Origin of the sequence: Thioclava sp. NG1, assembly GCF_003122275.1 — a bacterium.
Taxonomy (GTDB): domain Bacteria; phylum Pseudomonadota; class Alphaproteobacteria; order Rhodobacterales; family Rhodobacteraceae; genus Thioclava; species Thioclava nitratireducens.
Window position 1 is genome coordinate 112732 of record NZ_QFBB01000008.1, and the last position, 24130, is coordinate 136861.

26 protein-coding genes and 2 pseudogenes are annotated in these 24130 nt (G+C 61.7%); 12 read left to right on the forward strand and 16 right to left on the reverse strand.

Translation table 11 applies throughout. The features are described from left to right. Positions 1–34: 34 nt before the first annotated feature. The 3 genes from DEM26_RS15950 to DEM26_RS15960 all read right to left on the reverse strand — a co-directional run bounded on the left by DEM26_RS15950 (position 35) and on the right by DEM26_RS15960 (position 2211). Entirely contained in the window at positions 35–1276 is a 1242-nt protein-coding gene (locus DEM26_RS15950) for a flagellin (protein WP_075776784.1), read from the reverse strand. Between the two features lie 208 nt (positions 1277–1484). Continuing rightward, positions 1485–1823 (reverse strand): hypothetical protein, encoded by a 339-nt coding sequence (locus tag DEM26_RS15955; protein ID WP_109172824.1) that lies wholly within the window; start codon positions 1821–1823, stop codon positions 1485–1487. Further along, a complete protein-coding gene (locus DEM26_RS15960) occupies positions 1816–2211 on the reverse strand; it encodes a rod-binding protein (protein ID WP_369907855.1) in 396 nt (131 codons plus the stop codon). Before DEM26_RS15960 ends, DEM26_RS15955 begins: the two co-directional genes overlap by 8 nt. Before the next feature lie 1207 nt (positions 2212–3418). On the opposite strand from DEM26_RS15960, the gene DEM26_RS20415 reads away from it, so the two are divergent. Together DEM26_RS20415 and DEM26_RS15970 are read left to right on the forward strand one after the other, a co-directional pair. Further along, positions 3419–4309, forward strand: a complete 891-nt coding sequence (locus DEM26_RS20415; RefSeq protein ID WP_158275139.1) for a flagellar hook-length control protein FliK — start codon at positions 3419–3421, stop codon at positions 4307–4309. Positions 4310–4318: 9 nt separating this feature from the next. Next, positions 4319–5002, forward strand: a complete 684-nt coding sequence (locus DEM26_RS15970) for a flagellar hook capping FlgD N-terminal domain-containing protein (RefSeq protein ID WP_109172827.1) — start codon at positions 4319–4321, stop codon at positions 5000–5002. On the opposite strand, the gene ubiB is transcribed toward DEM26_RS15970, so the two are convergent. Both ubiB and ubiE read right to left on the reverse strand, forming a co-directional pair. After that, positions 4999–6528 (reverse strand): 2-polyprenylphenol 6-hydroxylase, encoded by a 1530-nt coding sequence (gene ubiB / locus DEM26_RS15975; RefSeq protein ID WP_109172828.1) that lies wholly within the window; start codon positions 6526–6528, stop codon positions 4999–5001. The two genes, DEM26_RS15970 and ubiB, sit on opposite strands and share 4 nt — an antisense overlap. Before the next feature lie 3 nt (positions 6529–6531). Next, positions 6532–7284 (reverse strand): bifunctional demethylmenaquinone methyltransferase/2-methoxy-6-polyprenyl-1,4-benzoquinol methylase UbiE, encoded by a 753-nt coding sequence (gene ubiE / locus DEM26_RS15980; RefSeq protein WP_109172829.1) that lies wholly within the window; start codon positions 7282–7284, stop codon positions 6532–6534. Positions 7285–7360: 76 nt separating this feature from the next. Between ubiE and mutM the strand changes: the two genes are divergently transcribed. From mutM to gyrB, 9 genes are all read left to right on the forward strand, one after another. Next, positions 7361–8206 (forward strand): bifunctional DNA-formamidopyrimidine glycosylase/DNA-(apurinic or apyrimidinic site) lyase, encoded by an 846-nt coding sequence (gene mutM, locus DEM26_RS15985; RefSeq protein ID WP_088720556.1) that lies wholly within the window; start codon positions 7361–7363, stop codon positions 8204–8206. A gap of 87 nt (positions 8207–8293) precedes the next feature. Then, entirely contained in the window at positions 8294–9070 is a 777-nt protein-coding gene (locus DEM26_RS15990) for an enoyl-CoA hydratase (protein WP_075776776.1), read from the forward strand. Between the two features lie 209 nt (positions 9071–9279). Next, positions 9280–9546, forward strand: coding sequence for a 30S ribosomal protein S20 (gene rpsT, locus DEM26_RS15995; RefSeq protein WP_075776775.1), 267 nt, complete (start codon positions 9280–9282; stop codon positions 9544–9546). Positions 9547–10045: 499 nt separating this feature from the next. Next, positions 10046–11440, forward strand: a complete 1395-nt coding sequence (gene dnaA, locus DEM26_RS16000; RefSeq protein WP_088720565.1) for a chromosomal replication initiator protein DnaA — start codon at positions 10046–10048, stop codon at positions 11438–11440. Between the two features lie 114 nt (positions 11441–11554). Continuing rightward, positions 11555–12673 carry a DNA polymerase III subunit beta gene (gene dnaN, locus DEM26_RS16005; protein WP_078521612.1) on the forward strand — a complete coding sequence of 373 codons (1119 nt, stop codon included), beginning with the start codon at positions 11555–11557 and terminating at the stop codon, positions 12671–12673. Between the two features lie 52 nt (positions 12674–12725). Beyond that, complete coding sequence (gene recF / locus DEM26_RS16010; RefSeq protein ID WP_075776773.1) at positions 12726–13784, forward strand: DNA replication/repair protein RecF; 1059 nt, start codon at positions 12726–12728, stop codon at positions 13782–13784. Next, positions 13781–14209 (forward strand): VOC family protein, encoded by a 429-nt coding sequence (locus DEM26_RS16015; RefSeq protein ID WP_075776772.1) that lies wholly within the window; start codon positions 13781–13783, stop codon positions 14207–14209. The genes recF and DEM26_RS16015 overlap by 4 nt, the downstream gene beginning before the upstream one ends. Continuing rightward, entirely contained in the window at positions 14206–14826 is a 621-nt protein-coding gene (locus DEM26_RS16020; RefSeq protein ID WP_075776771.1) for a LysE family translocator, read from the forward strand. Before DEM26_RS16015 ends, DEM26_RS16020 begins: the two co-directional genes overlap by 4 nt. 81 nt (positions 14827–14907) lie before the next feature. Then, positions 14908–17358, forward strand: a complete 2451-nt coding sequence (gene gyrB / locus DEM26_RS16025; RefSeq protein WP_075776770.1) for a DNA topoisomerase (ATP-hydrolyzing) subunit B — start codon at positions 14908–14910, stop codon at positions 17356–17358. A gap of 462 nt (positions 17359–17820) precedes the next feature. Here gyrB and DEM26_RS16030 read toward each other — a convergent pair whose 3' ends face one another. Next, the gene (locus DEM26_RS16030) at positions 17821–18513 is read right to left on the reverse strand and encodes a hypothetical protein (protein WP_369907860.1); all 693 of its coding nucleotides are present in this window, start codon (positions 18511–18513) and stop codon (positions 17821–17823) included. Positions 18514–18540: 27 nt separating this feature from the next. Continuing rightward, positions 18541–18816: pseudogene (locus DEM26_RS20895) on the reverse strand (AAA family ATPase); the annotation flags it as partial. Here DEM26_RS20895 and DEM26_RS16035 point away from each other — a divergent pair. Then, positions 18776–19880 (forward strand): annotated as a pseudogene (locus tag DEM26_RS16035) (IS3 family transposase). The pseudogenes DEM26_RS20895 and DEM26_RS16035 sit on opposite strands and share 41 nt — an antisense overlap. A 272-nt stretch (positions 19881–20152) precedes the next feature. Here DEM26_RS16035 and DEM26_RS16045 read toward each other — a convergent pair. The 9 genes from DEM26_RS16045 to ccoO form a co-directional block, all read right to left on the reverse strand. Then, entirely contained in the window at positions 20153–20488 is a 336-nt protein-coding gene (locus DEM26_RS16045; protein ID WP_199224679.1) for a hypothetical protein, read from the reverse strand. Positions 20489–20703: 215 nt separating this feature from the next. Then, positions 20704–20982: a DUF6522 family protein gene (locus DEM26_RS16050; RefSeq protein ID WP_075777594.1), complete on the reverse strand. Its 279-nt coding sequence runs from the start codon at positions 20980–20982 to the stop codon at positions 20704–20706. Then, positions 20979–21272 (reverse strand): hexameric tyrosine-coordinated heme protein, encoded by a 294-nt coding sequence (locus DEM26_RS16055; protein WP_233243146.1) that lies wholly within the window; start codon positions 21270–21272, stop codon positions 20979–20981. Before DEM26_RS16055 ends, DEM26_RS16050 begins: the two co-directional genes overlap by 4 nt. Further along, positions 21187–21372 (reverse strand): cbb3-type cytochrome oxidase assembly protein CcoS, encoded by a 186-nt coding sequence (gene ccoS / locus DEM26_RS16060; RefSeq protein WP_075777596.1) that lies wholly within the window; start codon positions 21370–21372, stop codon positions 21187–21189. Before ccoS ends, DEM26_RS16055 begins: the two co-directional genes overlap by 86 nt. Next, on the reverse strand, positions 21369–22166 hold the full coding sequence (locus tag DEM26_RS16065) for a DUF2189 domain-containing protein (protein ID WP_075777597.1): 798 nt from the start codon (positions 22164–22166) through the stop codon (positions 21369–21371). Before DEM26_RS16065 ends, ccoS begins: the two co-directional genes overlap by 4 nt. A gap of 13 nt (positions 22167–22179) precedes the next feature. Further along, positions 22180–22338, reverse strand: coding sequence for a hypothetical protein (locus tag DEM26_RS20600; protein ID WP_167733414.1), 159 nt, complete (start codon positions 22336–22338; stop codon positions 22180–22182). Continuing rightward, entirely contained in the window at positions 22335–23246 is a 912-nt protein-coding gene (ccoP, locus tag DEM26_RS16070) for a cytochrome-c oxidase, cbb3-type subunit III (protein ID WP_158275141.1), read from the reverse strand. Before ccoP ends, DEM26_RS20600 begins: the two co-directional genes overlap by 4 nt. After that, positions 23239–23403 (reverse strand): cbb3-type cytochrome oxidase subunit 3, encoded by a 165-nt coding sequence (locus DEM26_RS16075; RefSeq protein WP_075777599.1) that lies wholly within the window; start codon positions 23401–23403, stop codon positions 23239–23241. Before DEM26_RS16075 ends, ccoP begins: the two co-directional genes overlap by 8 nt. Continuing rightward, positions 23400–24128 carry a cytochrome-c oxidase, cbb3-type subunit II gene (gene ccoO / locus DEM26_RS16080; protein WP_088726074.1) on the reverse strand — a complete coding sequence of 243 codons (729 nt, stop codon included), beginning with the start codon at positions 24126–24128 and terminating at the stop codon, positions 23400–23402. The genes DEM26_RS16075 and ccoO overlap by 4 nt, the downstream gene beginning before the upstream one ends. Between the last annotated feature and the right edge of the window lie 2 nt (positions 24129–24130).

The window sequence follows — 24130 nt, forward strand, 5'->3', positions numbered from 1 at the left end:
CGGGGGCGCCGGATCAGGCGCCCCTACCCGAACTTTAACGGAACAGCGAAAGGATGTTCTGGGGCTGCTGATTCGCGATCGAGAGCGCCTGGATACCTAGCTGTTGCTGAGTTTGCAGAGCCTGAAGCCGTGCCGAGGCCTCTTCCATATCCGCGTCTACCATCGACCCGATACCGGCCTTGAGCGAGTCGCTGAGGCTGGAGATAAAGTCGGCTTGCGTGCCGATCCGGCCCTCGACCGAACCGAAGGAAGAAGCCGCATCGGTTGCCGTCTGGATCAGCGTCTCGATATTGGTGAGCGCAGCGGTCGCCCCCGCGTCAGTGGTCACGTCGATCGATGCGACCGCGGCGAGACCGCCTGAGCCCGCATTGAGGAATTGCGACACGATCGTCAGATCGCCGGCCAGATCGGCGCCGCCATCATTCTTGAAGGTCAGGGTCGAGTCGCTGGTGGTGCTCACACCGGCGGTGAAGTCGACTTGCAGGTTGGCGATGCCCAGCGCGTCGATCGCCGATTTCAGTCCAGCGGCGATCAAGTCGGTGCGTGCAGTGCCGGTCTGCGCCGCATCCGCTTCGGAGAGCGTGTAGCTGACCGTTTGATCTCCGAGGCTGACCTTCACGCTATCGCCCGCGGCCCAGGTAACCGTGTCATCGAGAAAGACTTTGACTCCCGTCGTATCAGCCTTGGCGAGAGTCGTGGCGGCGGTATCCTTATCGGTAGACACCCCGGCCGAACCGGTGAAGGCCGCTTTCGCAGAGTAACTGCCGACAGAGAGGTTTTGGGCGGTGACGTCGATATGGCTCGCGGAAACGGTGCCGTCCGAGGCGCGGTCGAGCGACGACAGCACTTTAACGGTCGCAGCCGAGGAGCCATCGACCAGGTTCAGGCCATTGAACTGCGCCGCCCCGACGACCGACGTCAGTTGCTCCTGAAGTGCGTCGATATCCGTCTGAATCTTGTCGCGGTCGACATTCGACTCCTGTGCCGCGACGATCTTGCTTTTCATATCGGTCAGCAGGTCAGTCACGGTTTCGGCGGCCTTACGGGCCACCGCGACAGTCGATTCCCCCAGCGCGAGGCTATCCGAAATGCCAGAGAAGCTTTTTACGTCGGACTCCATGACCTTCGAAATCGCCCATACGGCCGCGTTGTCTTTCGCCGAGCCGACCGATTTGCCGGTCGAGATTTCAGATTGGGTGGTGGCGAGGCCGGAATTGATCCCTTTCAGGGTCTGCAGCGCGATCATGGCGCCGGTATTCGTCAGAATGCTGGACATGATTTATCCTTTTAATGTCGACGCTTTGCGTCACTCGGTTGCAAAGCCGCGTGTTCGACGCGGCGCTCATGGCTTTCTGACCAATGCGCCTCGTGAGCTTTGAAGCGCGCCATCGCTTGGATGCGGCGCCACAATGGCCGAGCAAAGGCTAACAACCTGCTAAATCCTGTCCCTAAAATCTTGAGAAATGTCTTTCATGATTAACAGCTTATGCACGCCGCTCGAAATCCGCACTACCGCGGCGAATAGGCTGCGGACGCCCTTCTCGGTCATAGGAATCGAAGCCTTTCGCCGCCGCCACAATTACCTTGAGACGGGCCTGCGCAGCGCGCACTCCTTCCAGAGCAGAGGCCAGCAGCACCTGATTCTCGCGAGCAAGCGCCTGAATCTGCTCGACCCTGCCGCGATCAGGCTTCGTCAGCGCGGCCATCGCGCGCTCCTTTCGGTCGCTCAAGGCAATGAGGTCGGAGAACTCCGCCGACCGGATTGCTTCTCGTTCGAGGCGCAGTAGCGAGATGAGCTCTTCCGCGGTAGTCGTTTCAGGCATCCTGTCCTCCGTTCTTGAACGATTCGAAGATGACTTCGGCAAGGCCGATCCCCCCCGCGTCGACCATGGCCTTCGACTGTTCGACTCTTAAGAAAGATGCGAATTGCGCTTCCCCGATGCCGCCCCCGAAAGCGCCGTCGTCAGCCTGCAGTCCGGCCTCTTTCAACATTTCCGAAAGGAAACCAGCTTCGAGCGCCTTGGCTTGCGCGAAAAGTTTGGCGTCTTGCGGCGAAAGGGCCGGGGCACGCGGCCCTGGTGACATGGTCGGGCGAAGCATCGAACTCTCCAATTGCGGATAATTTTCTGCACTCTGCCAGTCGGGCGTAAAGAATCGGTAAGTTCCTGCCGCGATAGTGGGTTCGACACAGACAGAGGTCGTGAGGACCATGATTCCCTTTCCGATGCCAGAAATGCCGAAAGGCTTGGGCAGCCAAATCAAGTCAGCGACCGTAAATACCGGGGCGGATGAAGCGCCGAATGGGGATTTCGCGCTCGTGGCCGAGGCAGCGGCGCCGACTACCGACGAAGCTCGTAATACGGACGCGGCCGCATCAAAGGAGAGCGGCGCAGGATCAGAGGACGATCAGTCCGCGCATGAGGAGAGAGAGGGTGCCGTTCTCCGCGCATCGGTTTCAAATGACTTGTCTGAGGTCATCGTGCTGCTTGGACCGCAGAAATCCCATCGCCAACTGCAGTCTGCTTCCACGGTCGAACGAAACCAGGTCAAAGGGACCGATATCGTGAAGCCCACGGAGAAGAACGTTGCCGCGAGAGACGGCGTCGCGCGCCCTCGAGGGAGAGAGAACGGCGCCGAGACAGACAAGTCCAGCGAAACGCACCCGACAAAAGCCGCAGCAAAAGTCGCTGAGACTACCTCCGGCAACGTGATGACTTATGCTCCAGTTTCGAGCGGAATCACGATGCAACCACATATCGAGCCCCAAAGAAACGACTCCAGACAGGATGGGCTGGCACCACGATCACTGTCGAACCGAAAGCCACTCGCGGTGCCGAGCGACGCGCGAGAACAAAGAACTGCCAATCCCGGGCAAACGTCTGCGGTGTCATTGCCGGCAAGAACCGGTGCGTCTGCTTCCGATAGTGTGGTCGTTCACAGTGCCGAGCATGCCCCGAAAACAACCTTCGACGTGAACGAGTCGCTCGCCCCCGCCCCCGAGAATGAGCAGCCAGTAGCTGAGCATGTTGCATCAAAGCGTCACAGGAAAAGGGACACGGGAGGCACGAAGCCTCTCCGTTCCCGTGCCTCGCCGGAAACTTTGCCCGCGGAGACCGAGGAGACGGCGCGGTCCGCGCACGCGCCTCCTGCAGAAACCGGGACTCAGGCGCCATCTCTATCCGCAGAGTCGTTTTTTCAGGGGCGGAGTAACACCGCAGCGAAACCGAACGGGGAAGCGATCCGGGCTGTAATCCGCCATGGGCCAGAGGCAGCGCCGGCGCAAGCATCCCCGAACAGAGGCGACCACGAAGCCGCGACGCCGGTTTTCACGTCAAAACCGGCCACAAGCACCGAGGCAGCCGACGCTATGCCTCCAAGCGCGGGACCTGCGGGGATCACAGTGCGGCGGAGCGCATCCTTGGAAACGGTCGAAACGGTCGCTGTGTCCGCAAAAGTAGTGCAGAGCGGGAAAGCATCAGACCCTCACTACGCTTTGGCGGCCAAAGCTCCGCCAGTCGACGCAGAAATTGCGCGGGCCTCTACCCGCTGGCAGCAGCCGCCACAACCACAGTTCAACACAGCGCGCCTTTTCAGCACACCAAGCGATACGTCCAAGAATGACAAAGCCGAGGCGCGCGAACCTTCGGTCCGGGTGGATCGTGATATTCTACCCATGGACGTTGCGGCCCATGCCCCGACTGCTCGCATGAGCCATGCTCAGGCTATCTATCTGGGGACAGCTGCGCTTCGGGCGGCGCAGGGGGACACGGAGAGGTCCCAGTTGCCCAGAGCGCGGTTCAGTAAGGCTGAGACGCCCGAAACCTCAGCCGCGCACAGCGCACCACTGGCTGCGGGGACAGGCGGGGCGGCGCCGACAAGTTCAGCGCCGCAGCCCGCCCCGGCTTCTATCGCGCAGTCAATAGCGCATCAGATTGGTATTTCACTGCAGCGGATGCCCGATCGGCCAGTGGAAATTGCGCTTTCGCCGAAAGAATTGGGCCACGTGCGCGTGATCCTCCATGCAAGCCAGCATGGCATGACGGTCGCGATACAGGCCGATCGCGCCGAAACACTCGAGCTCATGCGCCGCCATATCGATACTTTCGCGCGCGAAATACGCGACTTGGGTTATGGCACGCTCGATTTTCAGTTCAGCCAGCGCGAGGAGCGCCCCCAGCGGCGGCCCGATATATTCGACAGGTCAGGCACTGGCCCGGGCGTCGCCCACGTTGAGACGCCGATTGACCCCAATCCGCGCCCCGCCACCCGCCTAGCCCCACCCCGAGGCGGGCTCGACCTGCGCATGTAGGAGATCATCATGACCACCACCACTTCCCCCGTAACCCCGACGACCCCCAACGTCGCCGCCACGGCCGCAGCGAACAGTGGCGATGCAAAAGCCCCATCGGCGCTCAGTTCGGATTTCGAAACCTTCCTGACGATGCTCACCGCCCAGATGAAAAATCAGGATCCGCTCAATCCGATCGAAAGCGCCGATTTCGCGGTGCAACTCGCGACATTCTCCAGCGTCGAGCAACAGGTAAAGACCAACGATCTGCTGATCGCTCTGTCAGGCCAGATTGGACTTGGCGGTTTGAGCGAACTGGCGAGCTGGGTCGGAATGCAGGCCCGCGCCGAGGCACCGAGTTACTTCGACGGCTCGACGCCGATCGACCTTGCGCCCGCGGCGCAATCGGGGGCCGACGCAGCCGTTCTGGTGATCACGGATTCGACCGAGGAACAGGTCGCGAAGAAGCTGATTTCGCCTGCGCTCGAAAGCTATGCGTGGGACGGAACCAACGAGGCGGGCCAATCGCTAGGGGCTGGGCAATACCGCTTCTCGCTGCAAAGCTACGCGGCGGGCAATCTGATCGGCACCGATCCGGTCGCGGCCTATAGCCGGGTGGTCGAGGTGCAAGCAGGCGCTAACGGCGCGATGTTGACGCTCGAAGGCGGGGCCAAAGTTCCCGCCGATACGGTCAGCGCGCTGCGGGAGGGTTAAAGCAGCTCGCCCAGGACGACCCCAAGCAGCAGAAGGGCCGTCCCAGCTGAGAACAGTGCCGCGTAGCGCCAGCGGGTCACCGTCACCGGGGGCGGTGTCGGTTCGGTCTGCTTGCGGATCGCCGCCTTCACGAGGTCAGGGAGTTGCGGCCCGAAGCGACCCACGACCTGCACCGTCTTGCGCAGATCATTCGCGATGGCACGCGGACCGAGGCTTTCGCGAATGTATTTCTCCACGACCGGCTTTGCGACTTCCCACATGTTGATCGACGGGTGGAGCGAACGCGCCACGCCTTCAACAACGACCATCGTGCGCTGCAGCAGGATCAACTGCGTCTGGGTCTGCATCCCGAAGCGCTCCGTCACCTCGAAGAGATAGGCCAAAAGCCGCGCCATCGAGATATGGGCGGCGTCCATCCCGAAGATCGGCTCGCCCACGGCGCGCAGCGCCAGAGCGAACTCGTCGACATCGCGATCGGCGGGGACGTAACCAGCCTCGAAATGCACCTCGGCCACACGCTTGTAGTCGCGCTGGATGAAGCCCATGAGTATCTCGGCATAGACCCGGCGGGTATATTCGTCGATCTGCCCCATGATCCCGAAATCATAGGCGAGGATATCCCCGTTCCCAGCCACCTTGAGATTGCCATGATGCATGTCGGCATGGAAAAACCCGTCGCGCAGAGCATGGCTAAGGAACAGCTGCAACACGCGCTCGCCGATGGCGGCCACGTCATGTCCCGCATCGCGCAGACCCGTCGGGTCGCCCATCGGCAGACCTTCCGCCCAGTCAAGCACCATCACCCGCTTGGCCGAGAGGTTCCAGACCGGCTGTGGCACTAGGAAGCCCGCATCACCTACGGTATTGGCGCCGAATTGCGAAGCCGAAGCCGCCTCCAAACGCAGATCCAACTCGCCCAGAACCACGGATTCGAAGTGTTTGATTACCTCGCTCGGGCGCAAGCGCCGCGACGCGGGCGAAATCCGCTCGATCATCGCGGCGGCGAAATGGAAGGCGTCGAGATCGCGACGGAAAGCGCGCTCGATCCCCGGGCGCAATACCTTCACCGCGACCCGTTCACCCGTGTCCGCTCGGCGCGCGGAATGGACCTGCGCGATCGAAGCGGCGGCGACGGGCTCGGAAAACTCGATGAACAGCTGATCGGCGGGCGCGCCCAGTTCGTCTTCGACCATACGCTTGGCGATAGAGGTCTCGAAGGGCGGCAGCTTGTCCTGCAGCACGCGCAGCTGATCGGCCAATTCGGCGCCGACTACGTCCGGCCGCGTCGAGAGGACCTGACCGAACTTGATATAGGCCGGGCCAAGCGCGGTAATCGCGCGCGTGACCGGCGGTAGCTCCGGATCGCCCTTGTAGCCAAGCCACGCGAAGGGCGCGCTGATCGCATAGGCCACGGCGCGCAGCCGCGGCGGCGCATCCATCGCCTCAAGCGCCTGATGCATCGCACCCGTGCGGATGAAGGTCGCGCCCGTCCGGATCAGGCGCCAGATGTTGTGGGGTCCGCGCATCGGTTAAAGTTTCCAGCCCGAGTGCAGCGCCGCGATTCCCATCGACAGATTCCGGTAGGAGACATTGTCGAACCCGGCTTCACGGATCATCTGCGCGAAGGTCTCCTGCGAGGGGAACTTGCGGATCGATTCCACCAGGTACTGGTAGCTGTCGCGGTCATTTGCGACGATTTCGCCCATCTTCGGGATCACGTTGAAGGAGTAGAGATCATAGGCCTTCTGCATCAGTTCATTCGGGATCTGACTGAATTCGAGCACCATGATCCGTCCACCAGGCTTGAGCACCCGATAGGCCTCCGAAAGCGCATCCGCGATCCGCGTCACGTTCCGGATGCCGAAAGAGATCGTGTAGACGTCGAAGGAATTATCCGCGAAGGGCAGCGCCATCGCGTCGCCGACCACCCAGTCGAGACTGTCGGCCATGCTTTCGGCCTCGGCGCGCTTGCGGCCCTCGACCAGCATCGATTCGGTCATGTCGCATACGGTGGCATGGCCCGAGCCTGCGCGTTTCAAGAAGCGGAAGGACACGTCGCCGGTCCCGCCCGCCACGTCGAGCAACTTTTGACCCGGTCGCGGCGCGAGCCAATCCATCATCGCGTCCTTCCAGACGCGGTGGATGCCCATGCTCATCAGGTCGTTCATGATGTCGTATTTCGATGCCACTCGCGAAAACACGCCGTGAACCATGCCTGCCTTGGCATCTTCGTCCACGGTCTGAAAACCGAAATGCGTGGTCTTTGATTGCTCTGCGCTCATGGGCCCTTGCCGATCCTCATTTCACCCCCTTCTTATAGGGGCCCTTTGCCCCAAGACAATGCGATGAGGAGGAACTATGCCCGAATTGCCCGAGGTCGAGACGGTTCGTCGCGGGTTGGTCCCGGCCATGGAAGGCCATCGGATCGAGCGTGCCGAAGTCAATCGGCCCGACCTGCGCTGGCCCCTGCCCGAGCGGATGGCCGAGCGGTTGCAGGGGGCCCGCGTGGACCGTCTGCGGCGACGGTCGAAATACATCCTCGCGGATCTCGACAGCGGAGAAAGCCTGCTGATCCACCTCGGGATGTCGGGCCGCATGCTGGTCTCGGGCGTGGCGCTTGGCGATTTTCACCTCGAACATCCCGCGCCTGCGAAACACGATCACGTTGTTTTGCACATGGCGGGTGGCGGACGTGTGACCTTCAATGACGCGCGTCGCTTCGGGGCGATGGATCTGGTGCTGACCGAGCGCGAGCAGGCGCATTGGCTTTTGGCGGGCCTGGGCCCCGAGCCCTTCGGCAACGACTTCCACGAAGACTATCTGGTCGAGGCGCTCAAACGCCGCGCGACCCCGATCAAGTCTGCGCTGCTCGACCAGCATGTCGTGGCGGGTCTGGGCAACATCTATGTCTGCGAGGTGCTGCACCGGGCAGGTATCGACCCGCGCCGTCAGGCGAAGCGGATTTCGAACGCACGCATCGCCTCGCTGGTACCGATCATCCGCGAGGTGCTGACCGAGGCGATCTCGGCGGGAGGGTCGTCTCTGCGCGACCATCGGCAAGCGGATGGGGAACTGGGATATTTCCAGCACAGCTTCCATGTCTACGACCGCGAGGACGCCCCCTGTAGCACGTGCGGCACGCCGATCCGGCGCATCGTTCAATCCGGACGATCCACCTTTTTCTGCCCGGCCTGCCAGAAATGACGCAGCGCTCCGGCATCACAAGACGCTTGATCTGATTTGACGCTCTGCTAGGAGTCCCGTTCAGAGACAAGGAAAGGCAAGACCGAAATGGCCTACCAGACCCTGATCGTCGAGATCGAGGATTACGTTGCCCTGATCCGGCTCAACCGCCCCGACGCACTGAACGCCCTGAACTCCCAATTGCTGGGGGAACTGGCCGAGGCGCTGAAATCGGCGGAAGAGAATGACAAGGTGCGTTGCATCGTCATCACCGGTTCGGAAAAGGCCTTCGCGGCTGGCGCAGACATCAAGGAAATGTCGGAAAAGAGCTTCGTGGACATGTTCACAAGCGACTTCTTCGGCAAGGAAGCGGATGCCATCAACCGCATCCGCAAACCGATCATCGCTGCAGTGGCGGGCTACGCGCTCGGCGGCGGTTGCGAATTGGCGATGATGTGCGATTTCATCATCTGCGCGGAGAACGCCAAGTTCGGCCAGCCCGAGATCAATCTCGGCGTGATCGCCGGGATCGGCGGCACCCAGCGCCTGACGCGCTTCGTGGGCAAGTCCAAGGCGATGGACATGCACCTCACGGGCCGCTTCATGGATGCCGGCGAGGCCGAACGGTCGGGACTTGTCAGCCGGGTCGTCCCGAATGCCAAGCTGATCCCCGAGACTATGGCTGCGGCGCAGAAGATCGCCGAGAAGTCGATGCTTGCGACTCGCGCCGCGAAAGAAGCGGTGAACCGCTCCTACGAGACGACGATGAACGAAGGCATCCTGTTCGAGCGTCGTCTGTTCCACGGGCTCTTCGCCACCGACGACCAGAAAGAGGGCATGGCTGCCTTCCTCGAAAAGCGCGAGCCTCAATTCCGCGACAAGTGAGCCCTTTCGGGCCGCTCGCACGACACCAGATGGCGGGGCTTCGGCCCCGCTTTTCATTATTCCCTTTCCCTTTTGCGCAATTTGCCTTATGAGGCCGCCTCACATGCGCGTGGAGCCCGCTTAGGCTAGAATCATCTAGGTTCGCTGGAGCCCGGGGTCTGTCGTGCGATTGAAAGATTTGAACAGACCCGGAAAGTGGGAAGATACACATGGCTAACACGCCCCAGTCCAAGAAACGCGCCCGTCAGAACGAGCGCCGCCAAGACGTCAACAAAGCTCGTCGTTCGCGCATCCGTACCTTCATCCGCAAAGTCGAAGAAGCGATCGCTTCGGGCGACTACGAAGCGGCAACCAACGCTCTGCGCGCAGCCCAGCCCGAGCTGGCTCGCGGCGTCACCAAGGGCGTTCTGCACAAGAACACCGCATCGCGCAAAGTCTCGCGCCTTGCGTCGCGCGTGAAGGCTCTCAACGCCTGATCTGCGCCCCGGGGTCGAGCCGGCTCCGGAATACGCTGGATTCCTTGAGAAAAAACGCGTCCGCCTATTTGGTGGGCGCGTTTTTTCTTGGACAATCAGTGCCTTGACACGAAACTGTTGCAGTTTTGCGCAGCCCCCTCAGATTCGTTTCGGGGAATCTCACGTCAAGCGCAAAGGTCGGTTGCCTGCTGGCTCGCCAGCTTGCTAGCTTCTACCTGCGATTCACGTCGCCTTGGGGGACATGACGCATTTATCTGGCCGTCGGGGGCAAATAAGTCTGCCACGACAAATGAAAAAGCCTGTTGGCGACCAGCGAAATGCGATTCCGATTCTCGAGGGGGTCCAACTCCTCACTTTCGGCAACTCTGCCTGAAACCGGGTTTCAATCCCGGCAGGTAGGTCGTGTCTGTTTGTAATCGAGGCCGAGCTGCCAGCCGGGCTTGCCGCAATCCCAAGGGACGAAGACGCAACTTATTTGTGTTTGGCGATGGGCGGAAAAATGACGGACGAAACTTGGGGGCAGGTCTGCAATGAGCTTCAAAAAGCTGTTGGGCAAAACAACTACACGACCTGGATCGCTCCGCTCGAGCTGATCGACCTCGAGGACGGCATCGCCTCATTCCAAGCACCGACGAAATTCATGTGCGACTGGGTCTCGCGCAACTTTGCGGAACCGATCCTGAGCGAACTGCGTCGGGCGGGCATCTCTGCAGAGCGCGTCGACATCTCGGTCCCGGCCCGTCGTCCGATGAACGGCACGGCGAATGGCGCGACCCGCCCTGCGGTTCCGGCCCCTGCCCCAGCTCCCGCTGCAGCCGCCAAGCTCCGCAAGACCCCGCGTCCCGACGAGCCGCTTCCCGGCGCGCCGCTAGATTCGCGCTTCACCTTCGACAGCTTCGTCGTCGGCAAGCCGAACGAACTGGCCCATGCCGCCGCCAAGCGCGTTGCCGAAGGTGGCCCGGTCACGTTCAACCCGCTGTTCCTCTATGGCGGCGTCGGGCTTGGTAAGACTCACCTGATGCATGCGATCGCGCATGACCTGCAGCATCAGCGTCCGGATCTGCGCGTGCTCTACCTTTCGGCCGAGCAGTTCATGTATCGCTTCGTGCAGGCGCTGCGCGAAAAGCAGATCATGGACTTCAAGGAGATGTTCCGCTCGATCGACGTTCTGATGGTCGACGATGTGCAGTTCATCGCCGGGAAAGATTCCACGCAGGAAGAGTTCTTCCACACGTTCAACGCGCTCGTGGATCAGGGCAAACAGATCGTCATTTCGGCGGATCGTGCCCCGGGCGAGATCAAGGACCTCGAAGAGCGCATCAAGTCGCGCCTGTCCTGCGGTCTCGTCGTCGACCTGCACCCGACCGATTACGAACTGCGCCTCGGTATTCTTCAGACCAAGACCGAAGCCTACAAGGTTCAGTATCCCGACCTGCAGATCGCCCCCGGCGTTCTGGAATTCGTGGCACACCGGATCACCTCGAACGTGCGTATCCTCGAAGGCGCGCTGACCCGCCTCTTCGCCTATGCCTCGCTGATCGGGCGCGAGATCACGATGGATCTGGCGCAGGAATGCCTCAAGGACCAGCTGCGTCAGTCCGAGCGCAAGGTCACCGTCGAAGAAATCCAGCGCAAGGTGGCGGAGCATTACAACGTCCGTCTCTCCGATCTCGTGGGGCCCAAGCGCCTGCGCGCCATCGCTCGTCCGCGCCAGGTGGCGATGTTCCTCGCGAAATCGCTGACCACCCGCTCGCTTCCCGATATCGGGCGCCGCTTCGGCGGGCGCGATCACACCACGATCATGCACGGCATCCGCAAGATCGAGGAACTGCGCGGCACGGATTCGCAGCTCGCCGAAGATATCGAGTTGCTCCGCCGCCTCCTTGAAAGCTGATCTGGCCCGCTGGGCTTGACGCTCCGGACAAAGCGACCGAATGTCTGCGAAAACCGTTGTGCCGGTGGCGCGAGGTGCTACCTTGCCAGCCCCGGAAAGTCGTGAGGGATCGACATGAAATTCAGCATCGAACGCGCCGCGCTGCTCAAGGCCGTCTCGCAAGCGCAATCCGTTGTGGAACGCCGCAACACGATCCCGATCCTTGCTAACGTGCTGATCGAAGCCGAAGGCGACACTGTCCAGTTCCGCGCCACCGACCTCGATATCGAGGTGGTCGACAAGGCGCCCGCGCAGGTCGAACAGGCCGGGGCCACGACGGTCTCGGCGGTCATGCTGCATGAAATCGTGCGCAAACTGCCCGATGGCGCGCTGGTCTCGATCTCGGACGACCCGGCTGCCGGGCGTCTGAACGTGCAGGCCGGTCGGTCGAGCTTCAACCTCGCCACGCTGCCGAAGGAAGACTTCCCGGTGATGGCTTCTTCGGAATACACCGCGAATTTCACGGCCAAGGCCGGGGTGCTCAAGCGCCTGTTCGACAAGTCGAAATTCGCGATCTCGACTGAAGAGACCCGCTATTACCTCAACGGCGTCTACATGCATATCGCGACCGGCGAAGACGGTCAGGTGCTGCGCTGCGTCGCCACCGACGGTCACCGTCTGGCGCGTATCGATTCCGGCCTGCCCGAAGGCGCCTCGGGTATGCCCGGCGTGATCGTGCCCCGCAAAACGGTGAACGAGCTGCGCAAGCTGCTGGAGGACGACGATCAGGAAATCGCGGTCTCGGTCTCGGAAACCAAGGTCCGTTTCGCGACCCCGGTGATCACGCTGACCTCGAAGGTCATCGACGGCACCTTCCCCGATTACACCCGCGTCATCCCGACCGGGAACACCCGCCAGCTGGAAGTCGACGCATCGGAATTCGCAAAAGCGGTGGACCGTGTGGCGACCGTCTCGTCGGAGCGGTCGCGCGCGGTGAAACTGGCTCTGGAAGCCGACAAGCTGGTACTTTCGGTCAACGCACCCGATGCCGGTGCCGCGGAAGAAGAGCTGGTCGTGGCCTATGCCGACGAGCCGCTGGAGATCGGTTTCAACGCGAAATACCTGCTCGAGATCGCGAGCCAGGTCGATCGCGAAAATGCCGTCTTCCTGTTCAATTCCTCGGGCGATCCGACCCTGATGCGCGAAGGTGGCGACACTTCGGCGGTCTATGTGGTCATGCCGATGCGCGTGTGAGGCCTGACGGAAGCCTCCGGCGGGGATATTTCCATCGAGAAGAAGAGGCGCGATGCTGCGTGAACTGAAGATATTGCAGTTCCGCTCGCATCGTCGTGCCGAAATCGCTTTCGACGGGCGGCCCGTGGCAATCTACGGGCCCAACGGCGCGGGCAAGACGAATATCCTTGAGGCGGTGTCGCTGCTCTCACCCGGGCGTGGGCTGCGCCGGGCGCAGGCCGACGAGTTGATGCGCCGCGCCGAAGCCGTTGGCTGGAAGCTGCGCGCCGTCACCGACACCCATGAGATCGAGACCTCCGCCCTGCCCGGCGAGTCCCGCCGGGTCGAGATCGATGGCAAAGCCGCGCCGCAGGTGGCACTGGCGCAGATTCTGCGGGTGCTGTGGCTGGTGCCCTCGATGGACCGGCTCTGGATCGAAGGGGCCGAAGGGCGCAGGCGGTTTCTCGACCGGATGGTGATGAGCTTCACCCCCGCCCATGCCGAGGTCACGCTGGCCTATGAAAAGGCGATGCGCGAGCGGAACCGCTTGCTCAAGGACATGGTCCGCGATCCGAACTGGTATCACGCGCTGGAGGCGCAGATGGCCGAAGCTGGCGCTGCGATCCGGGCGAACCGCGCTGAAGCCCTCACGCGGATCATGCAGGCGCAGGCGGATGCGGCGACGGCGTTTCCAGCAGCGCATCTGGTCCTCGAGAACGAAGGCCCCGGGGATCTGGCCGCAGCCCTCGACGCCAATCGCCCGCGCGACATGTCAGCGGGCAGGACGCTGGAGGGGCCGCACCGGGCCGATCTGCTCGCCACATATGTCGAGAAAGATGCCCCCGCCGCGCAATGCTCTACCGGGGAGCAGAAGGCGCTGCTGATCTCGCTGATCCTCGCCAATGCGCGGGCGCTTGCGGGCGAGGATGTGGTGCTTTTGCTCGACGAGGTCGCCGCCCATCTGGACTCCGGCCGGCGCGCGGCGCTTTATGACGAAATCTGCGCGATGGGCGCGCAGGTGTTGATGACCGGCACGGGAGCTGAGCTGTTCGACGCGCTCGGAGACCGGGGGCAATATCTCGAAGTGGTCGAGGGGCCGCAGGGCTCTGAGGTGAGGGAGGCTATGCCGTGAGCTATCCGCAGCAACGTGTGACGCTGATCACGCTGGGCGTGGCCGATCTCGACCAGTCGAAGCGCTTCTACGCAGCGCTCGGCTGGCAGCCCCATGCCGAGCAGGAGGACGTCGCCTTCTACCAGTTGCACGGGATGGCGCTGAGCCTGTTCTCCTTGCCGGCGCTGGCCGCCGATCAGGGCCTTACCCGCGCAAGGCTCGGCACAGGCGCGATGACGCTGGCGCAGAACTTCGACAGCCCCGAAGACGTGGACGCCGCTTTCGCTGCCGCCCTCAAGGCAGGCGCAACCGAATTGAAAGCCCCCGAGAAGACTTTCTGGGGCGGCTATGCGGGCTATTACGCCGATCCCGACCACCATGTCTGGGAACTTGCCCATAATCCCTTCTGGCCGCTGGCCGACGACGGAAGCCTTACCCTCCCATGACCCTCACCTTATCGCAGATCGCGCTCTACACCGGCGCGCTTCTGGTTCTCTTCCTCACCCCCGGGCCGGTCTGGCTCGCCCTTCTCGCTCGCGCGATGGCCGGCGGGTTCGCCTCTGCATGGCCGCTCGCGCTTGGCGTGACGGTGGGCGACATGGTCTGGCCCGCACTCGCAATCTTGGGCGTATCGTGGCTGGTCGGCGAATTCAGCTGGTTCCTCGATGCGCTGCGCTGGGTGGCGGTCGCGATGTTCGTGGGGATGGGGGCGCTCCTGATCCGCCATGCCGAACATCAGATCAGCTCCGACAGCCGCCTGACGCGCCCGGGCATGTGGGCGGGCTTCGTCGCCGGGCTCATCGTGATCATCGGCAATCCCAAGGCGATCCTGTTCTACATGGGCATCCTGCCGGGCTTCTTTCCGATCGCCACGATGACCTGGATCGACATCGCCACGGTCAGTCTGATCTCGGCCATCGTACCGCTGACCGGCAACCTTATCCTCGCCGCCTTCGTGGGCCGCATCCGCGCCTTTGTACAAAGCCGCGGCAAGCTCGCAAAGCTCAACCGGATCGCGGGTGGGCTGATGATCCTCGTCGGCCTTCTTATCGCCGTGACGTGACCCCCTAAATCTTGTGTCTGACGCGTGACATTCCCGGGCCCAGCCGATATAAAACCGGCAACAGATAAAGGACGGGCAGGCATGACCGACGACACCCCGAAGAAGAACGCATACGGCGCCGATTCCATCAAGGTTCTCAAAGGCTTGGAGGCCGTTAGGAAACGGCCCGGAATGTATATCGGCGATACCGATGACGGCTCGGGCCTGCACCACATGGTTTACGAGGTCGTCGACAACGGGATCGACGAGGCTCTCGCGGGTCACGCCGACTACGTTGCCGTGAAAATTCACGCGGATTCTTCGGTCTCCGTGCGTGATAATGGGCGCGGGATTCCCGTCGACATTCACGCCGAAGAAGGCGTCTCCGCGGCCGAGGTCATCATGACCCAGCTGCACGCCGGCGGGAAATTCAACAACACCGACGACGACGGCAACGCCTACAAGGTGTCGGGCGGTCTGCACGGGGTTGGCGTCTCGGTGGTGAACGCGCTGTCGGACTGGCTGGAACTGACGGTTTGGCGCGACGGCAAGATCCACAAGGCGCGCTTCGAGCATGGCGAATGCGTCGAGCATGTGCATGTCGTGGGCGAGGCCCCGAACGAGAGCGGCACCGAGGTGCGCTTCCTCGCGTCGAGCAAGGAAGACGATCCCGAGGGTACCTTCTCGAACCGTGAGTTCGTCTTCGCCACGCTGGAAAAGCGTCTGCGCGAACTGGCTTTCCTGAACTCCGGCGTCCGTATCATCATCGAAGACGAGCGCCCCGCCGAGCCGCTCAAGACCGAGCTGCACTACGAAGGCGGCGTTCGGGAATTTGTGAAATATCTGGATCGATCGAAAAACGCCGTGATGGAGGACCCGATCTACATGGTCGGCGAGGTGCGCGGCATCGGCGTCGAATGCGCGATGTGGTGGAACGACAGCTACCACGAAACCGTGCTGCCCTTCACCAACAACATTCCGCAGCGTGACGGCGGCACCCATATGGCGGGCCTGCGCGGGGCGCTGACCCGCACGATCACGAAATACGCGCAGGAAAGCGGCATCGCCAAGCGCGAGAAGGTCGACTTCACCGGCGACGACGCGCGCGAAGGTCTGACCTGCGTGCTCTCGGTGAAAGTGCCCGATCCTAAATTCTCCAGCCAGACCAAGGACAAGCTGGTCTCCTCCGAGGTCCGTCCGGCGGTCGAGAACCTCGTGAACGAGAAACTCGCCGAATGGTTCGAGGAAAACCCGAACGAGGCCAAGCAGATCGTCGGCAAGATTATCGAGGCTGCGTTGGCCCGGGAAGCTGCTCGCAAGGCACGCGAACTCACGCGCCGCAAGACGGTGATGGATGTGGCCTCCCTGCCCGGCAAGCTCGCCGACTGTCAGGAGAAGGATCCGTCGCTCTCCGAAGTCTTCCTCGTCGAGGGTGACTCCGCGGGCGGTTCAGCCAAGCAGGGCCGCGAGCGCAAGAACCAGGCGGTGCTGCCGCTGCGCGGTAAGATTCTCAACGTCGAGCGCGCGCGCTTCGACCGGATGCTCAGCTCGGATCAGATCGGCACGCTGATCACCGCGCTCGGCACCGGAATCGGTCGTGACGAATTCAACATCGACAAGCTGCGCTACCACAAGATCGTCATCATGACGGATGCGGATGTCGATGGTGCGCACATCCGAACGCTTCTGCTGACCTTCTTCTTTCGCCAGATGCCCGAGATCATCGAGCACGGTTACCTCTACATCGCGCAGCCGCCGCTTTACAAAGTCGCGCGCGGCAAGTCCGAGGTCTACCTAAAGGATCAGACCGCGCTGGAGGATTACCTGATCGACATGGGCGTCGAGGGGGCGATTCTGCGGCTCAACACCGGCGAAGAAATCTCCGGTCAGGATCTCAAGCGCGTCGTCGAAGAGGCGCGCCTGATCAAGCGCATTCTCGCGACCTTCCCGACCCATTACCCGCATCACATCCTCGAGCAGGCGGCGATCGCAGGCGCGATGGTGCCGGGCAAGATCGACGGAGACGCGCAGGGCGTCGCGAACTCGGTGGCCGAGCGCCTCGACCTCGTCGCTCTGGAATACGAGCGCGGCTGGCAGGGCCGTCCGACGCAGGATCACGGCATCCGCCTCGCCCGCGTTCTGCGCGGCGTGGAAGAGGTCCGCACGCTCGACGGTGCCGTGCTGCGCTCGGGCGAAGCGCGCCGTCTCGGCAGCCAGACCGAGCAGCTGCAAGAGGTCTACGACCGCCCGGCGAAGCTGGTGCGCAAAGAGCGCGAAATCCTGATCCACGGCCCGCTCGAACTGCTCGACGCGATCTTGAACGAGGGTGAAAAGGGCCTGAGCCTGCAGCGCTACAAGGGTTTGGGCGAAATGAACCCCGAGCAGCTATGGGAAACCACACTTGACCCCTCCGCGCGGACCCTGCTTCAGGTGCGAGTCGAGGACGTGGCCGAGGCCGAGGACATCTTCTCGAAGCTGATGGGCGACGTCGTGGAACCCCGCCGCGAGTTCATCCAACAGAACGCCCTGGCGGTGGAGAACCTTGATTTCTGATCGGGTGTAGGGCAGCGCAAAATGCTTCGCGCTGCCCGTAAGTTTCCGCGAAACGCCCATTAGGCTTCGTTTCTGGCGTTTCGGGCCTACAAGGCGAACGCGAGAGATTCTCGGCCTTTCGAGAGCTCCTTTTTGATTTTTCAGACTCGTTGTCGACTTCTAATTATCGGGAAGTCTTCACCTGGGTATGTCCTCTTCTTAGCTCGACTTCGACTTTAGGCTCGGTCTTCAGCAACTAATCTCGGCACGACAAAAGAGGCAGAAACCAATCTTTGGCTTTGGGTCGTCTGGATGATCGAGCTTCGAAGAAAACGGTCACTCTCATGGTTTAACTAGCCTCTCATTGCGAACGGCATTCGCAATGAGAGGCGAAACAACATTTCCCTACAAGCAGTTGATGGATGACGCTGCACATGTTGGCGGGCTTCAAGCTCTCTTCACTGCGCGCGAACATCTGATCGTCTAAAGCCCTTCGATCTGGGCGATTAGTCCCTTAAAATCGTCATGAATCTCATCCGCCTTCATCTCGGCCCAGACGTCATCCATCTTCTTGCCGTTCTGCCCGAGCCTCTCCGCGAGTTGCTTCTTGAAATCCCCATCCAGCACAGGTCCCGCATCAGTCGCTGGCGCCTCAGAGCATGGCAAGAAGAGATCCGTTTCCCACCACTCTCGGAGGTCTGCAACGTTGACTCCGAGTGTTCTTGCAAGACACCTTGGGACAAGCGCGTAATTCTCGATTTCGCGCCGGCGCAAGGTTCGCGACGAGAAGTTTGCCAGCCCGTGACCGTCAGTCTTGTCGCGAAGCGTCGCATCACAAACGGTATTCAGAGGAGCGCCATCACGATCCCGCAAGCTTAGGGCGCGAATACCGGGAATTCCCTTCTCGAGTTTCTGGAAAAACTTGCGCCTGTCCTTGTGGCTGTCTGTGGTGGCGTAAGGTTCAAGTTCCGGCAAGGGGCGCCCAAGGGCGACTGCGAAATGCTTTGGGGCCCGCATGTCAGAAATGTTCTCGACGAAGACGATGCGCTTGGTCTTTCGAACCCGGTCGATGAAAGGATCATAAATCTCACCGAGGCCGGAAAACATTCGCACTCTATCGGCCTCATTGGTGAGGTATGTCCGCTTGGCTTTTTCGAACGAGATGATCTTGTTCAAAGGCGCGCCAAGCAGAACCTCTCGCGAGTGCGTGGCTACGAAAACCTGCTTGCCGTTAGTTTCGATGAGCGCATCCAGCGCGTCTATTAGAACACCTTGAAGGCTCGAATGAAGATGGGCGTCCGGCTCATCGAGAAGAAGAATGTCCGTATCTGGATTTACCGCGTATGCGTAGACACAGTGATCTGATCCCCGGAAACTGGACCGTTTGAAGCTGGAGTTTTCCGCTACGCTTCCTTGGCTGGAAGAGGAGTGGATTCGCATGAAGGCGAGCAAATTTTCGGACGCGCAGAAAGCGTTCATTTTGAAGCAAGGCGAGGAAGGCACGCCGGTCGCGGAGATCTGTCGGAAGGCAGGGATCAGCCAGGCGACCTACTTCAGTTGGAAGAAGAAATACGCGGGCCTTCTGCCTGACGAGATGCGACGACTGAAGCAGCTCGAGGATGAGAACGCCAGGTTGAAGAAGATCGTCGCGGACCTGACGCTGGATCGGGAGATGTTGCAAGACGTCATCCGCCGAAAGCTCTGAAGCCTGATCGCAAGCGCGAACTGGTTCGCGGGATGTGTAGCGATTGGGCGGTCTCGATCCGAAAGGCCTGTGGGGCTATGGGGTTCGACCGTTCGACGTTCCACTACAAGTCTCGCCGCGCCGATCAGGCTGCTGTCGCCAAGCGGATCCGGGAGATCTGTGAAACGCGCGTGCGGTATGGCTACCGGCGCGTTCACGTCCTGCTCGAACGTGAGGGCTGGAACATCAACATCAAGAAAGTCTATCGGATTTACAGGGAGTTGGGATTGCAACTCAGGAACAAGACGCCGAAGCGCCGTGTGAAGGCCAAGCTGCGTGACGACCGCGCCGAGGCGGTCGGCCCGAACGACGTCTGGGCAATGGACTTTGTTCACGATCAGCTTGCGACAGGCAAGAAGCTGAGGGTTCTGACAGTCATCGACACCTTCTCACGGCTCACGTGCCAGTGCTCGATGTCCGGTTCAGCTACCGCGGCGAGGATGTGGTCGCAACGCTGGACCGGGTGTGCCGACAGACAGGCTATCCGAAGACTATCCGAGTCGATCAGGGCACCGAGTTCGTGTCTCGCGACATGGACCTCTGGGCCTATCAGCGTGGCGTGACCCTCGACTTCTCGCGCCCCGGCAAGCCGACCGACAATGCATTCATCGAAGCGTTCAACGGCCGGTTCCGGACCGAGTGCTTGAACCAGCATTGGTTCCTCACCCTTGCGGATGCGACCGAAAAGTTGGAGGCTTGGCGTAGATACTACAATGAGGAACGGCCACACGGCGCGATCGGGAACAAGGCTCCGATCACGCTGACGAAATCAGGGGGCGTCACCAGCCCGTCACCCTGAGCAAAGCCGGGAAACTCTGCCTAAGGGCGGTAGAGCTCTGGGGTGCGGATCAACACCAACCGGGCTCCGGTCGCGGCTGGATGAAAGTTCAGTGGCAGGCCAGGTCGTGCCCGGGGCCACCGCAAGGCCAACCGGTGCGAACCAGACATGCTCTCCCCGGGCGGTTCCCCTCATCTCAATGGTTTCAACAGGGCCCGCCAATGTGACACACGGAAAGCCGGGGGTGGCGATCACGCCACCCCCGACCTTAAGAAACTCTCGGCGTCCCCGTATCATTCGGCGAGCCTCGATTTGGCGTCCTCGTCATGGAAAAGCACGACATGGGCATGGGCCCTGTCCACGCCGGGATGCCCGGCGTTGAAGTAGACGTCGACGCCGGACACCGTGTGACTGCCGATCCCCAGACCGTCGTAGGCGGTCCCGTTCGACAGATCTTCCAACGGCGTCATGTATACCGTGGCCGAGAGCTTGCCGTAATGGTCATAGGCCAGGAACGGGCCGGCTGGGAGCGTATCCGGGTCAACGAACAGCGTGCCGAGAGCCGGGATGAATTCCGGCAGGGGCAGCGCATCGCTGACCTGGATATAGGGCGCGCCCGGGGGTGACATCTGCAGCGGCGTCCTCGTCATGGGCAAGGGCATTGCCCGTGGACAAAGTGAGCGCGATCGCGGCGAGAGTGAGAGCGGATTTCATTTTGCTTCCTTTCAATGTCTGGGGTGCCACAGTCGTGGCCACCTGTCTCTTTGATGCGCCAGAGTCAGAAAGGTTCGCAGAAATGTTTCGCCCTCAGGTTTTGGCGCGCCTGGTTGTGGCAGGTTCCACGTTATCTTGCTTGGACAGCCCTGTTCGGATGACCGACTGGAAACGTGCTCTTGCCCAGAATCTCGCCACGGGCATCCACGATCAACCGCAGGGCGCGGCTCTGGTGACGGAATGTCAATCGCCAACGGCCCGCGTCCTCACCCTCTCCCGTTTCGCAAAGAGATGCGATTTGCCCGCCTTGCATCCGGTGACGGGTTTCTTCGACGGACAGGTCAAACGCGTCGGCCAGAACCAGCGCATCGACGACGAATTGGTCCCCGCGTCGTTCAACGTCGGTCATGTCCTGTCTTGCCAGTAGTCATTTGCCGACGCGACGGTGGCGAAATGCGTCGCGACCACCTGGCTGACAGCGATAAGGGCATCGGAGTCTTCGGCGTATTCCGGCCGCAACCGGTCGCGCACCTCGGCGTCTGGTTGGGTCAGCTTCACAGCGACGCGTGCAAGCTTTACCGCAAGGTCATAACCCTCTTCGGGCGTTGCCGTTTTAAGTGTCGGTAGCCAATCTGCCATCGGGTTTTCCTTCCATTTCGAGTGGGTGATGAGGGGGGATGATGCGCCACGCGGCACCATCAGGGTCATCGAACTGTCCGTTTCTGAGCGCCCAGAAAAACGCGCAGAGACCTAGCAAACCTAGTCCGAGCGAGAGAGGTATGAGCAACAGGAAGCTCACTGCCGCTCACCTGCGATTGCCTGGTAAGCATGCCAGGTGCCGTGACCAAGAACCGGGAACAGGACGATCAGCCCAATCAGGCCGGTTACGACTGACAGGCCCAATCCCAGGGCGACAAACAGACCCCAAACCAGCATGGGGCGCAGATTTTGCACCGCCATGACAAAACTCAGCCCCATGGCGGTCAGCGCATCGGTCTTGCGCGACACCAGCATGGGAATGGAAAAGACGCTGATCGCGAAGGCGAAGGCCGCGAACAACCCGCCCACCAGGGTACCGGTGATAACTAGCGCCCATCCCCGTGGCGTCGTCAATGCGTTGGTCAACGCCTCCTCCGCGCCGGGGAACGGGCTAAGGCCAAAAAACAGCGCATAGAGCAGGTCCGCAGCCCTGAGCCAGAACAGGACGAGCAGTCCGAGCAGCAATCCCGCATAGGCCAATTGCCCGCCCGACGCCGGCCGGAACACCAGCATGTCGGAAAGCGAAACCTGTTCACCCTGCGCCTGCCTGTGGCTTTTCTCGTAAAGCCCGATCGCCAGGAACGGACCGACAATCAGGAAACCGGAGATCGCGGGCAGCGCGAGATACAAGAGATGGCTAGCGTTGAGCGCCCAGAGGACCGCATAGGATACCAGTGTCAGGAACAGCCCATAGGCAAGGCTGGACCACGGAGCCTTGCGGACATCACGCCAACCTGCTCGCAACCAGTCCGCCGCCGAAGTCGATGGCAGGTTGCGTGCGTGGGGCGAGGCCGGCCGATCCGGGTTTCGCAAGGTTGGTAGTGGTTCCAGCATCCCGTTCTCCTTTTCAGCAGGACCGCCTGGCAGGCATCGCCCCGGCCGTTTCGCGGCAATCCGGCTGCGATCGCAGGGCAACGGTCAGCAGATGCGCATTCGCGGCGAGGAACAGCAGGACGGCGGCCAGCGCCGCGCCGACCGCCAACCGTTTTTGTACGGCCGGCCTCATTGTTCGCCTCCTACAGATTGGCCAAGCCGGGCCACATAGAGCGCCAGGAGGTTGATTTCGGCCTCTGACAGGCGACCCGACCAAGCCGGCATCACCCCATGACGCCCGCGTCGGAGCGTTTGCATCACCGTTCCCGGGTCCTGTCCATAAATCACGGCCTCATCCGTAAGGGACGGTGCGCCGATTTCGAGACCGCCGTCCCCTGTCGAACCGTGGCACGAACTGCAATTCTCTGCGAAGACCGTGCCCACGGAACTTTCGAAATCGACAGCTCCACCGGGCATCTCGGAAACGAAATCGGCCAAGGCTAACCGATCAGACCGCTCCATCCAGTCAAAGGCCGGCATTTCGGCATAGCGGGTGTCGGGATCGTCGGCATTGATGCCATGACGGATCGTCGTGGCGATTTCTCCGGCGTCACCGCTCCAGAGCCACGTGTCGTCCGACAGGACCGGAAAGCCCGGCCCTCCCTGCCCGTTCGTGCCGTGGCAAGCCGCGCAGTTATCGGCGAACAGGCGCGCGGCGACGGGCATTGCGGTCGCCATCAGTGTCGCGTCGGATTGCAGAGCGACGAAATTCTCGCCCTCGAAACGAGACAGCCAGTCCTGCCGCCTGTCGGCAAGGCTGTTGAAGCCCTTGATCGCTTCTTCGCTCTGGTCCAGCCCGAGCAAGCCACGTGTGTAATCGCGTCCGGTCGGCCAGGCGGGCAAGAGAACCCAGGCAACGACCGAATAAAGAAACGTCAGCACCAGTGCCCAGATCACGACCTTCGGGAACGCGGTATTGAGCTCGGTGATACCGCCCCAGTCGTGCCCCGTGGTGTCGTAGCCGGTGACCGGATCGGTCTTGCGATTGCCCGTATGAGGATCGGCGCCCGGCAGTTGCCTCGGATCGGTCGGGTTAGTCATCTCCGCCCTCCTTTGAAGGCAGCACGGACCGGGCGGCGGCGTCATAGGCCTTGCGCCGTGACGGGCTGTAGGCGCGGATGACGACAATCAGGAAGCATCCCATAAGCCAGATCAGGCCAACCGTCTTGGACAGATAGACCAGCATGTCATGGGTCATTGGGATCCCTCCGCCAGTATCCGGTAGGGCGCATCGGTCAAGGAGCCCAGCGACTGGAGATAGGCCAAAAGCGCATCCATCTCTGTCAGGCGAGACGGATTGCCATCGAAGACACGGGCCGCAGGACGTTCGCCGTAACGCTCCAGAAATCCGTCCACCGCGTCGCTGTCGGGGCGGCTTTGCGCCAGGGCATCGGCTTCCGCCGCCGCGATCATGTCCTCGTCATAGGGTACGCCAAGCCGGGCCAGCGTGGCCAGCGCGTCAGACAACAGATCGGTATCAAGGGGACGCGTCAGCCAAGGGTAGGACGGCATGATCGAGGCCGGCACCACGCTGCGAGGGTCGATCAGGTGCGCCACATGCCAGTCGTCCGAATACTTGCCGCCCAGTCGCGCCAGATCCGGGCCGGTGCGCTTCGATCCCCAGAGCATCGGGTGATCGTAGGCACTTTCCGAGGCCAGCGAATAGGGACCGTAGCGGTCCACCTCATCGGCCAGGCTGCGCACCATCTGGCTGTGGCAGGCATAACAACCCTCGCGGATATAGATCTCGCGGCCCGCCAGTTCCAATGGCGTATGAGGGCGCAGGTCATCGGGAAGCTCAACCGTCTCGTCGATGGTGAACAGTGGCGCGATTTCCACGATCCCGCCAATCGAAGCGGCCACGATGATTGCGGCCACCAGCCCCATGGAGATTTTTTCCAGATTATAGTGCAGTTTCAGCATGG

What these genes read in the sequence shown, in the direction of transcription:
- DEM26_RS15950 (WP_075776784.1), bottom strand. Translation starts at nt 1,276, where the DNA reads ATGTCCAGCATTCTGACGAATACCGGCGCCATGATCGCGCTGCAGACC.
- DEM26_RS15955 (WP_109172824.1), bottom strand. Translation starts at nt 1,823, where the DNA reads ATGCCTGAAACGACTACCGCGGAAGAGCTCATCTCGCTACTGCGCCTC.
- DEM26_RS15960 (WP_369907855.1), bottom strand. Translation starts at nt 2,211, where the DNA reads ATGGTCCTCACGACCTCTGTCTGTGTCGAACCCACTATCGCGGCAGGA.
- DEM26_RS15970 (WP_109172827.1), top strand. Translation starts at nt 4,319, where the DNA reads ATGACCACCACCACTTCCCCCGTAACCCCGACGACCCCCAACGTCGCC.
- ubiB (WP_109172828.1), bottom strand. Translation starts at nt 6,528, where the DNA reads ATGCGCGGACCCCACAACATCTGGCGCCTGATCCGGACGGGCGCGACC.
- ubiE (WP_109172829.1), bottom strand. Translation starts at nt 7,284, where the DNA reads ATGAGCGCAGAGCAATCAAAGACCACGCATTTCGGTTTTCAGACCGTG.
- mutM (WP_088720556.1), top strand. Translation starts at nt 7,361, where the DNA reads ATGCCCGAATTGCCCGAGGTCGAGACGGTTCGTCGCGGGTTGGTCCCG.
- DEM26_RS15990 (WP_075776776.1), top strand. Translation starts at nt 8,294, where the DNA reads ATGGCCTACCAGACCCTGATCGTCGAGATCGAGGATTACGTTGCCCTG.
- rpsT (WP_075776775.1), top strand. Translation starts at nt 9,280, where the DNA reads ATGGCTAACACGCCCCAGTCCAAGAAACGCGCCCGTCAGAACGAGCGC.
- dnaA (WP_088720565.1), top strand. Translation starts at nt 10,046, where the DNA reads ATGACGGACGAAACTTGGGGGCAGGTCTGCAATGAGCTTCAAAAAGCT.
- dnaN (WP_078521612.1), top strand. Translation starts at nt 11,555, where the DNA reads ATGAAATTCAGCATCGAACGCGCCGCGCTGCTCAAGGCCGTCTCGCAA.
- recF (WP_075776773.1), top strand. Translation starts at nt 12,726, where the DNA reads ATGCTGCGTGAACTGAAGATATTGCAGTTCCGCTCGCATCGTCGTGCC.
- DEM26_RS16020 (WP_075776771.1), top strand. Translation starts at nt 14,206, where the DNA reads ATGACCCTCACCTTATCGCAGATCGCGCTCTACACCGGCGCGCTTCTG.
- gyrB (WP_075776770.1), top strand. Translation starts at nt 14,908, where the DNA reads ATGACCGACGACACCCCGAAGAAGAACGCATACGGCGCCGATTCCATC.
- DEM26_RS16045 (WP_199224679.1), bottom strand. Translation starts at nt 20,488, where the DNA reads ATGTCACCCCCGGGCGCGCCCTATATCCAGGTCAGCGATGCGCTGCCC.
- DEM26_RS16050 (WP_075777594.1), bottom strand. Translation starts at nt 20,982, where the DNA reads ATGACCGACGTTGAACGACGCGGGGACCAATTCGTCGTCGATGCGCTG.
- DEM26_RS16055 (WP_233243146.1), bottom strand. Translation starts at nt 21,272, where the DNA reads ATGGTGCCGCGTGGCGCATCATCCCCCCTCATCACCCACTCGAAATGG.
- DEM26_RS16065 (WP_075777597.1), bottom strand. Translation starts at nt 22,166, where the DNA reads ATGCTGGAACCACTACCAACCTTGCGAAACCCGGATCGGCCGGCCTCG.
- DEM26_RS20600 (WP_167733414.1), bottom strand. Translation starts at nt 22,338, where the DNA reads ATGAGGCCGGCCGTACAAAAACGGTTGGCGGTCGGCGCGGCGCTGGCC.
- ccoP (WP_158275141.1), bottom strand. Translation starts at nt 23,246, where the DNA reads ATGACTAACCCGACCGATCCGAGGCAACTGCCGGGCGCCGATCCTCAT.
- DEM26_RS16075 (WP_075777599.1), bottom strand. Translation starts at nt 23,403, where the DNA reads ATGACCCATGACATGCTGGTCTATCTGTCCAAGACGGTTGGCCTGATC.
- ccoO (WP_088726074.1), bottom strand. Translation starts at nt 24,128, where the DNA reads ATGCTGAAACTGCACTATAATCTGGAAAAAATCTCCATGGGGCTGGTG.